The organism is Sporolactobacillus laevolacticus DSM 442, assembly GCF_000497245.1.
In the GTDB taxonomy this organism is placed as follows: domain Bacteria; phylum Bacillota; class Bacilli; order Bacillales; family Sporolactobacillaceae; genus Sporolactobacillus; species Sporolactobacillus laevolacticus.
The window spans coordinates 117,139-130,558 of record NZ_AWTC01000009.1 but is presented as its reverse complement, the minus strand read 5'-3'; the positions used below and the strand labels follow the sequence as shown (position 1 = coordinate 130,558).

The following is a 13,420-nucleotide window of genomic DNA, read 5'->3' as shown; positions in this document are numbered from 1 at the left end:
TTGTTTTACCGTGTTCTTCTGCGCACACGTTCAGCCAAAAATCTTCTCCAGGAAGCGTACGCAAGCACTGATAGAACGAGGCCTCCAATAATCGCCGCAAGTGTTATCAGATCTTCTTGTTGATTCGATGCTTGTTCAAACACTTGATTTAGTTCAGTTTCAATCGAGTTAAGCTGGCGTATTCTCGAGCTTGCTTTCACATCGAGCAGCCGTTTATCCGTGAAACTGGTGATTCGTTTATCCACAAGATTGATCGCATCCGGCTGACCGTCAATCATCATTGCAGGATAGATCATTGCGTACTCATCCAGAAAATGATTTAATGTACTTTGAAAGCGATCGTTATCTTTATCTTTCAGCGCATTTTTCATCTTAATCACTGGAGAAAGCACTTCTGAATGCAGACTTTTCCATAGAGGTTGACCGTCCGATTGCAACGCGTCAAAACACAGACGAAGTGAGACCGCCGCATCAACCTTCTCACTTTGATCTCCATCGGAATTCAGCAATAGCTTTAGCTTTATCATCGCAGCATCCACAACGTGCTTGTCTCTCTCCGAATAGTACGGTGCAGCAGTATTCCATTGTTTGTCCAGTTCATTAATAAGACTGGCTGCTGCTGTATCTTGATTCGCATCTGTATACTGGAACACCCGGTCAGACAGATTCACCAGATTCTCAGCTTGATCTTTCACGACATTCCGGTTATTTTCTGCATATCCTTGTGCAGGGAACACTAAAAAAAGAATAAAGCAGAATAAAATGGCAAATAGCTTGGCTTTCATCGTTTGTCCTCCCTTTTACTCCTTGATGAAACTATATGAAAAGAAGGACAAGAGTAGACCGGCCGCTATTTGCCATAAATTACTTGATTATAACGTGGGATTTGAGAACAAATATATGCAACACTGTAATTAATAACATTTGGTATTGACAGAGCTAGTTATTTGAGATTATTCTTCTTTACCTCATTCAACTGCTTAGTCAACGTATAAAATAATGTTTCATCTCCATTATCAAGTGCTTCATTGATCGCCTGATTCAAGCGTTCCGTGATGAAAATTCGCTCCGCTTCATTCGTTGCATGCTCCGCCATATGGCCGTATTTTTCATGAACATCAATGGCGCTGTTCGGGTTCTCCTCCAAAACAGAGAAATATATAGGTGATCGACGTACTGCTTCAATGTCTAGTTCCAGATAAACATCTTCCTGCTGATTCATCCGCAAATCATGAAACGCTTTTTCCGGATCATTTGTTTCAACAGTAGCCTTTATATAACGGAAAACGAGCCCATCATTTCGGGGGGCTGCAATCGTGATCAATCGATTGCAACGCGCTACATCATCAACTATATGAATTATGCCCAGTAGTTGGTCATTGCTCATCAAATAATGAAGCAGCCAGATTATTTCACGGTTAGTCAGCAGATGACGATCCAAAATCCAACGAAGAAACGTTTTCTTCTGCACATTTGATACCATCTGTTCCATCCTGCGATCCCTCCCCAAAAACCATCAAATCTTGGTAGTTATGTTATTCGCCGTTCATTCGTGTTCATCCTGCCTGATTCGTTCGACAAATGCAGCAAGATCCTGATTTTCGGGACTTAACTTAGCCGCTTGCTCCAGCAAGACGAGCCCCTCTTTCATTTTTCCAATCTCTCTTAGAAATTCACCATACTCCTGAAGAAAATCCGGATTAGAAGCAAAATGTCGGTGGCAAGTTTCATACAATTCTGCAGCTTTCGTCAATTCATCGGTTTGGTTATAAGCTGTGGCAAGGAACCAGAGCAGCATTGGATCATCAATCTCTAAAGTAGATAAAAGACTGATAACTGTATCATAGTCCTCATCCTGTACATATAATTCAACAAGTTGGGTCAAAGCCGCCATGTTTTCCGGATTTCGTTCTAAGCACTTTTTGAAATATTCGACTGCTTTTTTATTCTGATGCGTTTTAGCAGCTAATCTTCCGGCACTCTCATACAATCGCTCATTATATTCATCTTGTTCAAGTCCGGCTTCCACTGTTTCCAGTGCTTGATCAAACTGGCCTTCATGTTCATAAGCCTCTGCCAGCACATGATAAAGTGTACTATACCCAGGATCCATGTTTTTTAATGTTTCCAGAGCTTTTATTGCTTTCTTGTGATCGTGAACACGCATCGCCGTTACCGCATAACCAAACAGTGCGTCAAGAGTTTTTTCCTGCTTCAGTCCTTTTTCGTATTCCTGAAGCGCCGCTTCAAAGTTTCCGCTTAGGCTAAGAGCCTCTGCAAGTTTCAGGTTTATATTCTGACCAACAAGCTCTGGATCGTCTTTAACTTCCATCAAACAGTCAACAGCCTTGCTTGCTTCGCCTGTAGCCAGATAAAGCTCGCCAAGCGCGAGAATTAACACATGTTGATGAGGTGAAAGCTTAAGCGCGGCAATGAGTTTATGTTCAGCGACTTCATTCAGACCTTCCATTTGATAGAGATCCGCAAGCATTACCTGAGCACTCAGGTAATTCTCATCCAAAGGATGGATGCGCTGCAAATAGTTTATTGCGCGTGATTCCTCATTTTTATCAATCAGCAATTCGGATAACTGCAGAATGAGTTCACTTTCATTAGGAAAGCGTTTGATCAATGCATCATAAACCTTTTCTGCCTCATCAAGAAAACCGAATTGTTGATAGATGGATGCTACGCCAAACTGTTCGTGATCGTCACCCTTTTTCAGAATGTCCTGAAGAACTTTCACTCCTTCATCGGTCTGACCACTTTCAAGTAAAGCGTTTGCTGTCTCTAAATCATGCATGTCATCTATTCCTCCCAATATAAGCCGAACATTCATCTTCTCTTGACATCATAATCAACTTAGCTGATAACTTCAAGAACGACAACTGTCATTGATAAAATGAGATGAATCACCGAACGTGATAACCCTTTGTTAAGCCCGTATCAACAAACTACTGATTTTGGAGATTAAATCACGAAAAAAACCTTGCCGTCAGTGATAACAGGCAAGGCTGATTGTCACTATTAAAATGTTAAAGTAACTAAGCACATTCTTCGCTTCTTTTACTTAGACGATCGACTTAATAAGCAGCGATTTGCAAAGCACTTGCTTGATTTCGTTCAGGGCAGAATGGCGCGATTTGGGATCTGCCAGTTGGTCTGCTCTCTGTCCGATTTGCGAAACAATGGCACTTCCAACGATAAATCCGTCGGCATGGTGTTCAAGTTCCACGACTTGTTCTCTTGATGAGATACCGAACCCGACTGCAATCGGTAGATCGCACACCTTTCTGACACGCTCCAGAAAAGGAAAAACGTCTGGGTGAAACGTTTTCCTTACTCCTGTTACGCCGAGTGACGATACACAATATACAAAGCCTTGTGCCTCAGAACAGATTGCTTGAAGCCTGCGGTCTGATGTCGTCGGGGCAACAAGTGAAATCAAACTAATCGCCTGTTCATCACAAGTTTTGGCAAGCGCTCTGCTCTCTTCGTAAGGGAGATCAGGAACAAGCAAACCGTCGATTTCGTTCTCCTTTGCCTCTTGGAAAAAAGTATCCGTTCCTAACTGCAGCAAAAGATTTGCATAAGTAAATATAATAACAGGTATTTTCAGGCCATTGTCACGCATTTCTTTTACAAGCCGCATCGCTTGGCGCAAAGTCATGCCATGTTCAAGCGCTCTTTTCGATGCTTTCTGGATCACAGGACCATCGGCGAGAGGATCAGAATACGGAATGCCAAGCTCAAGCGCGTTTGCTCCGGCAGACTCAAGCATCAGAGCTAGTTCAATTGTTGCCTCTTTGTTCGGATCGCCTGCAGTGATAAAGGGTATAAACATCATATCTTTTTTCTTATTTACGTATTCGCTCATTCTGGCTGTCATTGTGCAATCCCTCCGTTCCTATCTTCCATCACGTGAAGTATGGTCTGCACATCTTTGTCGCCACGGCCCGACAAGCAAACGAGTACAGTCTGATTCGGGTTCATGGTCTTAGTCTTCTTCATTGCCAAAGCGAGTCCGTGTGCGCTTTCCAAAGCAGGTAAAATTCCTTCTAATTCGGATAACTCAATGAGTGCATCCACAGCTTCATCGTCGGTAATTGCTTCATAAATTGCTCGTCCTGAATCAGCAAGGTAGGCATGTTCCGGTCCGATTCCCGGATAGTCCAGCCCAGCTGAAATAGAATACGGTTCTATGATCTGACCGTTCTGATCTTGAAGTAGGTAGGTTTTCATACCGTGTACAATACCGACACTACCCTTTGTTAATGTAGCCGCATGTTCATCTGTATCCGTCCCTTTTCCGCCGGCTTCAGCGCCAAAGAGCTGAACAGGATCTTTGAGAAATGCAGTGAACAGTCCCATTGCGTTACTGCCTCCTCCGACACAGGCAAAAGCGGCATCCGGTAGCTTGCCGACTTTCTGTATCATTTGTTCTCTTGCCTCATCGCCGATAATGCGCTGAAAATCACGAACAATCATTGGATAAGGGTGCGGTCCAACCACGGAACCATCAATATAAGCAGTATCTTCAACATTTGCGGCCCAGTAACGAAGCACTTCATTAACTGCATCCTTTAAAGTACCATTACCGGAGTGCACCGGAACAACTTCGGCACCGAGCAGCTTCATTCGAAAAACATTCAGTGCCTGGCGCTCCACGTCAACAGCTCCCATGAACACTTTGCATGGCATGCCAAAGTATGCCGCTACGGTCGCCGAGGCTACACCGTGCTGACCGGCGCCAGTCTCAGCAATGATCCGCTTTTTTCCCATCCTACGAGCGAGCAGCGCCTGCCCAACGGCATTGTTGATCTTGTGGGCGCCGGTATGGTTCAAGTCTTCACGTTTCAAGTAAATTTGCGCGCCTCCGATCTTCGTGCTAAGCCGCTCGCAATGGGTAACCGGAGTCGGTCGGCCTGAATAATCATGAAGGATCTGGTGATATTCATGCAAAAATGATGGATCATTGATCGCGTCTTTAAAGCCCTGCTCAAGTTCCAGGAGCGCATGCATCAATGTTTCCGGAACATATCTTCCCCCAAATTTTCCGTATCTGCATTTTTCATCTATCCTGAATTTATCCTCCAGTTGAGGTTGTCTGATCACGATTCATCCACACCTTTTCTTCAATTTTCCGAATTTGTTCACTGTCTTTGTGAAATGCCCGTTCAATACCTGAAGCAAGATCTATGCCCATGGGCTGATAGTTGAGCAGTGCATCAATATTATCAGGCGTCACTCCACCGGCGATCAGGCAGGGAACGCGCTGGCGCTTAGCCTCGCGCATATAGTCCGGAACAGCTGTCCAATCAAAGGAAACACCCGTTCCGCCAAGCTGCCCGTTTACCTTAGTGTCAATGACAAAACCGTCTGCTAAGCCATCATACCGGCGCATCTGTTGAAGTGTATCTGCTCCATGATGGAGCGCCTTCCATACAGGCAAGCCTAACGACTGTTTTATTGCCGCGGTTTGTCGCGGTGTCTCGCTTCCGTGAAGCTGCACAATGTCAAGCGGCACTGTCTTGATCACGAGTTTAACCTGTTCAAGTGAATCGTTGGCAAATACACCGACCATTTTCTTTTTGAGGACTGTTCCAAGCTGTTCAAGCCAGCCTGCTGCTTGTGCAGCTGAGACTGTCCGACGGCTCTTTTCAGTAAAAATGAAGCCAATAAAATCTGCTTTGCTTGAAGCCGTTAATTTCAGATCCTCATAGGAATGATTGCCGCAAAATTTAAGCAAGGGACGCATTGTTTCTCACAACCTCACCAAACAATTCGCGAATTTTATGCTCTGGGGAATCCGAACAAATCAATGCTTCGCCGACAAGTGCTGCTCTTGCCCGATGATTACGAAGAAAACGAACATCTTCTGCCGTATGAACACCGGATTCACTAACCATGAGCACTTCCTCAGGTATTGATTTACCGACAGCTTCCGTGACAGCCAGACGCGTTTCAAATGTGTTAAGGTTCCGGTTGTTAATGCCCATTATTTCCGGAGTGAATACCCGTAGAACCCGCTCAGCTTCATCGGTACTATGCACCTCGACCAACGATTCAAGTCCTCTTGCTTTCGCCGCCAAGTACAGGTCATGCAGTTTCTGCGGATCAAGTGCTGCGGCAATCAGCAGGATAGCATCAGCACCGCAACGATTGGCTTCTTCAATTTGCCGTTCATCAATAATGAAGTCTTTTCGGAGTACAGGCAGTTGCACGTTGTTTGTAGCTTTTATCAGGTTTTCAATCGATCCGTGAAAATAAGTGCGATCGGTCAAAACGCTGATCGCGTCAGCACCGGCTCTTTCGTAAGATTGCGCAACACTCGTTGCATTGATGCTGCGGGCGAATACACCTTTCGATGGCGAAGCCTGCTTGATTTCAGCTATTAGCCCCAATTCATGATTCGAATTATCCAGTGCTTTTTTCAGAGAATAGTGTCCTTTTTCTCTGGTTATCTCCGGCATCTTAAAAACCGCCAACTCTTCCAATTTAGTCTGCAGAATGCGATTAAGTATGGACTCAGGCATGAGCAGCTTCCTTAGTTTGGCGGCGCATCAGATTGAGCTGATCAAGTCCCGCTCCTGTATTAATCGCTTCTCTCGCTTCATGGACACCTTCAGCGATCGAGCTTGTTCTTCCGGCAACAAACAGACCAGCGCCGGCATTCAGAAGTACGGCATTTATCGCCGTCGCATTTTTCGTATTTCCAGAGAAAACAGCCTCGATTAATTCGGCACTTTCTTTTGGGTTCTCGACTTGAATATCTTCCAGTCTGCCGGAGTTTAGACCGACTTCCTCAGGGGTAATGGTGAAGGTGGTTATCTTGCCATTTTCAATCAAAAAAGCGTCCGTGCGTCCGGCGATTGTCAGTTCATCCATTCCGTCTTCTCCGGTAACGACAAGCGTCCGCTCTGTCCCGAGCTTGACGATCGCCTGAGCATATATTTCAGCAAGCGGCTTGCTGTAAACGCCCAGTAACTGCCGCTGCGCTCCAGCCGGATTGGTCAGTGGGCCAAGCATATTAAATATAGTTCTGAATCCCAAAGCTTTTCGAGGCTCGATTGCGTATTTCATTGAGGCATGGTAAAGCGGTGCAAAGAGGAAACACATATGTGTACGGTCAAGCAAAGAAGCTGCAAGTTCCGGAGTCGACTGAATATCAATTTCCAAAGCTTCCAGCACGTCAGCAGCCCCGCTAGTAGAAGACACAGAGCGGTTGCCATGCTTTGCTACATTGACGCCAAGTGCGGAAAGAAGGATAGCTGAGGCTGTTGAAATATTGAATGTCGCGGTTCCATCCCCACCGGTACCGACAATGTCAAGCACAGGAAAGGCATAATGAAGCGGTTTGGCATGTGCGCGCATACTGCGTACAGATCCCGCCAATTCTTCTACTGTTTCACCCCTCATGCTTAAAAGGGATAGAAAAGCGGCGATCTGGCTTGAAGATGCCTTTCCTTCCATAATTTCATCCATCATCGCTGCGGCTTCTTGTTCCGACAATTTTTTTCCTGCTACTAAATCTTTTAACTTTTCTTGAAACATGGGCTCCACTCCTCATTTTGAGGAATGAGCGGGTGTGAGTGTCAAAAGAGGGGATATATCTCTATAAAAGGCCAGATACACAAAAACCACAGGTGAAGTCCTGTGGGTGTAATGGCAATAATTGTGGGTAACCCTCAGCTCTTCTCAACTCTGCTCATTCACTTTTCTCATCTCTAACTTTGGCCGATCGCACCCTGCGGTGCCATCCGACCAGCCATTAGCTAACAAACTAATAGCGTATTCTCATCATAATCAAGTCTGCAACTTCTGTCAATTGCGGTTGGTTGCTTTCAACAAATAAAATGAGCTGAACCACTTATGCGTGTCACTCATTATTTGTCTTTTCATAAAAAAAAGTTTCAGTCGATCGCAAATGATAAGTGGATGCGTTAAAGATCTGCTCCGTACTCCCAACAAACAGAATCCCATTTGGCTGTAATGCATCACTAAATTTGTGATAGATTTTCTTTTTTCCATCTTCGGTAAAGTAGATTAACACATTACGGCAAACAATCAAGTCGAAAGTTCCTGGACTTGGATCACGTAGGAGATCATGCTGAAGAAACTGAATCGTTTGCTTCAGTCGCGGATTTACATAATAAAGCATGCCTTTTTGCGTAAACTGCTGCCGTTCATCCGGATTCAGCGGTTCAATCGCTTTTTCTAAGTAAGCACCCGTTCTTGCTTGATCCAGAACTCTTCGATCGATGTCAGTTGCGACAATCGAAAAATTCAATTGCGGCATGTACTTGCTGAGCAGCAAAGCCAAGGAGTAAGGTTCTTCTCCCGTTGAACACGCTGCACTCCAAACATTCAACCGTTTTCCGGACGATGCTAATTCTTGAATTTTTCCCCCTAGGATATCCCATCTTGATCGATTTCGAAAAAATTCAGTCACGTTAATCGTCATTCTGCTTAAAAACTCGTCTAGCAAATGTTTATTATCTTTCAGCTGGTGAAAATAATCTACAAATGAAGGGATCTCTTTCCTCAATCTGAGCGAATTCAGGCGGCGTTTCATTTGTTCCTCTTTATATAAAGACAAATTAATGCCGGTAAGCTGAAAGAACAGTCGTTTAAATTGTTCATAGTCTTGATCGATTGTTTCGTTCATCTGCTTTTCCCCAACCCGCTATTCATAGTCTGAATCACTTATTAATTACAAATTCGCGCTCATCGAAAAACAAATGAATTTCGCGTTCTGCATTTTCAGGAGAGTCGGAACCATGAATAACGTTGCGGTTCATCCGGGTCGCATAATCCCCGCGAATAGTTCCTGGTGCCGCTTTTTCTGGATCCGTCGAGCCCATCATAAATCTTGAGAGTTTGATAACATCTTCGCCTTCCCAAACCATCGCGAAAACCGGTCCTGACGTCATAAAGGTAGTGAGATCTTGATAGTAGGGCCTGCCTTCATGCTCGTAATAGTGTTTCTTAACCAGTTCGTCAGAAATTTGCATCAGTTTTCCGGCAACCATTTTAAATCCTTTTGCTTCAAAACGTGCGATAATACTGCCGATCAAGCCTCTTCTCACAGCATCCGGTTTGACCATCAAGAATGTTCTCTCCATCTTCATCATGCCCCCCAAAGCCATGCTGACCGTCTGTTTGCAGTAACCAGGCAAGCCTACTTTCGTGAAGAAAGTTCGCATACAGCTTATTTAATAGTTTCTTGTTCCAATATAATTTGCTATCTCCTTCAATGAACGCGTAACCCTTTGTTGCGGTAGCCGATCCAAAATTTCCTGACCCTTGCGCAGATAGGCGTCACTTAAGCGTTCAGATGCTTGAATTGCCCCGGAATCGCGTATAGATTGTATCACTTGTGCCCAAGTCTCCGCGTCCGGATGATCTGTCTCAAGCACTTGAAGAATAGATTCACGCAAGCCGAATGTATTCAAGGCAAAAAACGTTGGCAAAGTGATATTCCCGTTTTTCAAGTCCCCGCCTGCCGGCTTGCCAAGCTGCTTTTCTGTCCCGACAAAATCAAGAATGTCATCAGTAATTTGGTAACTCATACCCATATAATAACCAAAATAGAAGAGTTTCATAGCTACATATGATGAACAGCCGGATGCGAGCGCCCCCAGCTGACAGCTGAGCGCCATTAGCAGTGCTGTTTTGCGCTTAATTCTCCTCAGATAGACGCGTAAATTCTGTTTCCAGTTATAAAGTTCCTTAATCTGGTCAATCTCACCTAAGCTAAGATCGCGAATCACTTTTGAAATACTGAGATGCACTTCCGGATTCTTAAAATCTGAGATCAGTTCAATTGCTTTCGCAAAAATATAATCGCCGGTAAACATGGCTACTCTATTATCCCATTTTGCCTTAACCGTCGGCTTGCCTCGTCGTAGCTCAGAATCATCAACAACATCGTCATGAACGAGCGAAGCCATGTGAATCAATTCAAGCATGACTGCAGAATCCATGACCTCTCTTCGATCAGGATCCCCATACTGAGCACAAAGCAGTGTCAGCAGCGGTCGAATTCGCTTTCCCCCTGCTTTAAGAAGTTCTAGTGACGCTTCGCTCAGGATTGGATGTGAGGTTTTAAGCACAGATTCCAATCTTTTTTCAATCATTTTTAAGTTTCTTTTTTGTTCACTATAAATTCTGGACAGGGTCATCTCTTTCACCTTTCGTTGCCATCCGTTATAACTGTTCATTCCACCTTGTTTCATTCATGGGCTTACTTATTAATAATGACCGGTTTCCTTGCCGAATGAATGGCTGCAATACCGCCCATCAAAGAATTGACTGAAACCTGTTCAAACCCTGCATTCACGAAAAGCCCTGTTAACGTTTCCTGATCTGGAAACTTAGAAGCAGACTCGTTGAGCCAAGCGTATTCCTTGTAACTCCCCGCAAAGAGTTTGCCAAGAAGTGGCATGATGATTCGAAAATAAAAAAGATAAAGTTGGCGGTACACAGGGATTTTTGTTTGTGAGGTTTCCATACAGACAAGCGTTCCCCCTGGCCGCAGCACTCGGTTGATTTCCTTCAAAACAGTTAAGTAGTCCGGAACATTTCTCAAACCGAAACCAATGGTCGCTCGATCGAATGATCCTTCTTCATAAGGAATGCTCATCGCGTCTCCATTAACCAGAATCACGTTTTCCAGTTGAGATGCTTCCTTTTTCGAATTGGCGATTTTCAGCATATTATCACTGAAATCCAAGCCGACCACGCTTCCCTCTGGACCAACCGCTTCTGCAAGCGAAATCGTCCAATCACCAGTGCCGCAACAAACATCGATCACATGGTCGCCTTTTTCAGCTGAAACAATCTGATTCGCTTTTCGACGCCAAGCTTTATGGCGGTTGAAACTGATCAGTGAATTCATCGCGTCGTATTTTCTATAAATTTTTTGGAAAACACGATGAACCTTCTCGTGTTTTTCTTCCTGATCCATCATCCTTGAAAATCCTTTCTTTAACGCAATTCAGCAATCTGTCCCATTCTCCCATTCAGGTATTCAAGAACCTGTGAAAGCAATTCAGAGTGTTTATCCGTTTTTTTCAATACTTCAAAAAAGCGCGACACGTTCATTTTGATTTCGCTATCAAGCTTTTCTACGAAATGAACAGATGTACCATTGGTATTTCGTGAAAAGTAACCCGAGTAATCTGGGGCATCTTGAATTTTTCTTTCAACAACAAGCCTTTTAATAAGAAAAAAATCACTCAGATACGGGATAAAATGTTCATGCCCTAATTGTACGGCAATTTTTGCCACTAGAGCGCTCTCAATTTTCTTAACAGCTTCTACAGTTTGAGTCCAATCCAGACTATATTTTGAATAAGAGAAATCGCATTTTCTAGCATTAAAAACTTGAATAGCCTGTGCAACCCATTTGACAACATCCAGCTTCGATTGTCGCGCGAGTGAATAATAGTAAAGAGCACTGTAAAAGTCTCCAGACAGTACAGTCAATTGCCTTTTCTTGACTGAATCTTTCTCGTCCAGCTTACGAACAGTCATTGTTTCATGAGTGCCCAGCCCTATTTCCGCAACCATAATACTCTTTGCGCAAGCACCGGCAACAACTCTTGATTCTATATTTCGAAACATTAAGTAATAGATCATGAGTTTATCCCGATCAATCGAGGGTTTTGGTAATATTTTATGAACATATGGGTGATTCAGCTCATCCAAAAGCTGATGATAGACCAACTCCACTTCTTCATTGATCGACAATACAGTACCTCCCATGCAAATAGTCAACAATCAACTTGTCCAAAGTCATGAAACGTTTCCATGGCAGTTACAGGACAGTGTACCTTCATTCTGATGTTATCGTACCATGCTTGGTCTGAATGGTTGCTTTCCCATGTACCTTTATTGCCGAGGTGTGTTCCGTGAACTGGGCAATCATCACTTCACCTTTATCCAGCTTTTCCGTGTGAAAGAAACGTGTTTCAGATCCTCGAGTCAAGCCGATCACATTAACTCCGTCCGCTTCTGCTTTAATCACAAAATAATCGCCCAATACCTCTTCGTTTCTCAATTCCATCAACAGCTCCCCGCTTTCCGATATGGATTAATGATTAATTAATGACATCGCTTCTGCTCTTGCTGTCGAATCCTTCTGGAAGACACCTCGAACTGCCGAAGTAATGGTTTTCGCACCGGGTTTTTTGACACCACGCATCGTCATACACATATGTTCCGCTTCAACAACAACGATTACGCCGTACGGCCGCAATGTCTCAACAATGCTATCCGCTACTTCGGTCGTTAGCCGTTCCTGAAGCTGCGGCCTTTTGGCGACCGCTTCGACGGCTCGTGCCAACTTACTAAGTCCGGTCACACGTCCGCCTCTAGGTATGTATCCCACATGAGCCTTTCCAAAAAAGGGAACCAGGTGATGCTCACACATTGAGTAGAATGGAATATCTTTAACGAGCACTAGTTCCTCGTGAGCTTCATCAAAAGTCTTCGACAAATATGCTTTCGGATCCTGCCGCATTCCTTGGAAAATCTCTTCATACATTCGCGCTACACGTTGAGGTGTCTCTAGAAGCCCGTTTCGGTCAGGATTTTCTCCAATCGCTTCGAGAATCATCCTAACGGCTTTCTCTATTTTCTCGTGATCCACATTCACAGATGCTGCCTCCCAATCTATCCTGCCCGCAAGAACAAATCGTTAACACACCTTTATACAAATATCATTTGTGTGCGCATTTATTCCCATGCTTTCTTAAAATAACTATGTAATCGCTGTTCACTTGTCCTAGTAAAAAATTCTAGCATAGGCCAACATAAAAATAAAGAAAAGTTGACCTTAACCAAATATTTATTCAAAAGTTACAGTGAGAGAGCGTTGATGATCATTCAAAAAGAGCCATCCCTATGGATGGCTCCCGCTTACGTACGTCCTATGTAATTGCAGATCATTGGACGGCTTCTTTCAATGCTTTACCAGGTTTAAATGCTGGAACTTTGCTTGCGCTGATTTCGATTTCTTCGCCCGTTTGAGGATTGCGACCTTTGCGAGCAGAACGTTCGCGAACTTCAAAGTTGCCAAATCCGATTAATTGAACTTTGCTTCCGCTCTTTAAAGCGTCGGCAATCGTTGACAGGACAGAATCAACCGCTTTTGTAGCATCTTTTTTTGACAGTTCAGCAGATTCCGCAACCGCAGTAATCAATTCAGTCTTATTCAACACTTTCACCTCCTTAAAAAAGGAATAACTCCCTTTTTGCGCTGGATGAAACATCAACAACGCTTATCATATACGATGTGATGGAAGATTTCAACAGCTTTTATAAAAATATTGCCATATCTACGGCTTTTTAACCCTATTTGGCCTAAAAATAATGGTCGTTGTCTTTATCTGTTGCAAAAACACGTCAACAGATT

16 protein-coding genes are annotated in these 13,420 nt (G+C 43.9%); all 16 read right to left on the bottom strand.

Annotated features, from left to right (window positions below):
* Window positions 1–5 precede the first annotated feature (5 nt).
* The 16 genes from P343_RS29250 to P343_RS29180 all read right to left on the bottom strand — a co-directional run bounded on the left by P343_RS29250 (window position 6) and on the right by P343_RS29180 (window position 13,223).
* Window positions 6–785 (bottom strand): sporulation protein YpjB, encoded by a 780-nt coding sequence (locus tag P343_RS29250; protein ID WP_023510399.1) that lies wholly within the window; start codon window positions 783–785, stop codon window positions 6–8.
* A gap of 158 nt (window positions 786–943) precedes the next feature.
* Window positions 944–1,492: a YpiB family protein gene (locus P343_RS29245; RefSeq protein WP_023510398.1), complete on the bottom strand. Its 549-nt coding sequence runs from the start codon at window positions 1,490–1,492 to the stop codon at window positions 944–946.
* A gap of 54 nt (window positions 1,493–1,546) precedes the next feature.
* Window positions 1,547–2,803, bottom strand: a complete 1,257-nt coding sequence (locus P343_RS29240) for a tetratricopeptide repeat protein (RefSeq protein WP_031263996.1) — start codon at window positions 2,801–2,803, stop codon at window positions 1,547–1,549.
* Between the two features lie 267 nt (window positions 2,804–3,070).
* Complete coding sequence (trpA, locus tag P343_RS29235) at window positions 3,071–3,889, bottom strand: tryptophan synthase subunit alpha (protein ID WP_023510396.1); 819 nt, start codon at window positions 3,887–3,889, stop codon at window positions 3,071–3,073.
* Entirely contained in the window at window positions 3,886–5,115 is a 1,230-nt protein-coding gene (gene trpB, locus P343_RS29230; protein WP_023510395.1) for a tryptophan synthase subunit beta, read from the bottom strand. Before trpB ends, trpA begins: the two co-directional genes overlap by 4 nt.
* Complete coding sequence (locus P343_RS29225) at window positions 5,087–5,758, bottom strand: phosphoribosylanthranilate isomerase (RefSeq protein ID WP_023510394.1); 672 nt, start codon at window positions 5,756–5,758, stop codon at window positions 5,087–5,089. The genes trpB and P343_RS29225 overlap by 29 nt, the downstream gene beginning before the upstream one ends.
* Window positions 5,742–6,524, bottom strand: a complete 783-nt coding sequence (trpC, locus tag P343_RS29220; protein WP_031263994.1) for an indole-3-glycerol phosphate synthase TrpC — start codon at window positions 6,522–6,524, stop codon at window positions 5,742–5,744. Before trpC ends, P343_RS29225 begins: the two co-directional genes overlap by 17 nt.
* A 4-nt stretch (window positions 6,525–6,528) precedes the next feature.
* On the bottom strand, window positions 6,529–7,554 hold the full coding sequence (gene trpD, locus P343_RS29215; RefSeq protein ID WP_023510392.1) for an anthranilate phosphoribosyltransferase: 1,026 nt from the start codon (window positions 7,552–7,554) through the stop codon (window positions 6,529–6,531).
* 325 nt (window positions 7,555–7,879) lie between these two features.
* Window positions 7,880–8,668: a CheR family methyltransferase gene (locus tag P343_RS29210; RefSeq protein WP_023510391.1), complete on the bottom strand. Its 789-nt coding sequence runs from the start codon at window positions 8,666–8,668 to the stop codon at window positions 7,880–7,882.
* 34 nt (window positions 8,669–8,702) lie between these two features.
* A complete protein-coding gene (ndk, locus tag P343_RS29205) occupies window positions 8,703–9,125 on the bottom strand; it encodes a nucleoside-diphosphate kinase (protein WP_023510390.1) in 423 nt (140 codons plus the stop codon).
* Window positions 9,126–9,215: 90 nt separating this feature from the next.
* Entirely contained in the window at window positions 9,216–10,184 is a 969-nt protein-coding gene (locus P343_RS29200; protein WP_031263992.1) for a polyprenyl synthetase family protein, read from the bottom strand.
* Window positions 10,185–10,246: 62 nt separating this feature from the next.
* Window positions 10,247–10,969, bottom strand: coding sequence for a demethylmenaquinone methyltransferase (locus tag P343_RS29195; RefSeq protein ID WP_084297780.1), 723 nt, complete (start codon window positions 10,967–10,969; stop codon window positions 10,247–10,249).
* 20 nt (window positions 10,970–10,989) lie between these two features.
* Window positions 10,990–11,754: a heptaprenyl diphosphate synthase component 1 gene (locus P343_RS0118890; RefSeq protein WP_023510387.1), complete on the bottom strand. Its 765-nt coding sequence runs from the start codon at window positions 11,752–11,754 to the stop codon at window positions 10,990–10,992.
* Window positions 11,755–11,839: 85 nt separating this feature from the next.
* Entirely contained in the window at window positions 11,840–12,070 is a 231-nt protein-coding gene (gene mtrB, locus P343_RS29190; RefSeq protein ID WP_023510386.1) for a trp RNA-binding attenuation protein MtrB, read from the bottom strand.
* Window positions 12,071–12,097: 27 nt separating this feature from the next.
* Window positions 12,098–12,661 carry a GTP cyclohydrolase I FolE gene (folE, locus tag P343_RS29185; RefSeq protein WP_023510385.1) on the bottom strand — a complete coding sequence of 188 codons (564 nt, stop codon included), beginning with the start codon at window positions 12,659–12,661 and terminating at the stop codon, window positions 12,098–12,100.
* 289 nt (window positions 12,662–12,950) lie between these two features.
* The gene (locus tag P343_RS29180) at window positions 12,951–13,223 is read right to left on the bottom strand and encodes an HU family DNA-binding protein (RefSeq protein WP_023510384.1); all 273 of its coding nucleotides are present in this window, start codon (window positions 13,221–13,223) and stop codon (window positions 12,951–12,953) included.
* Window positions 13,224–13,420: the final 197 nt, after the last annotated feature.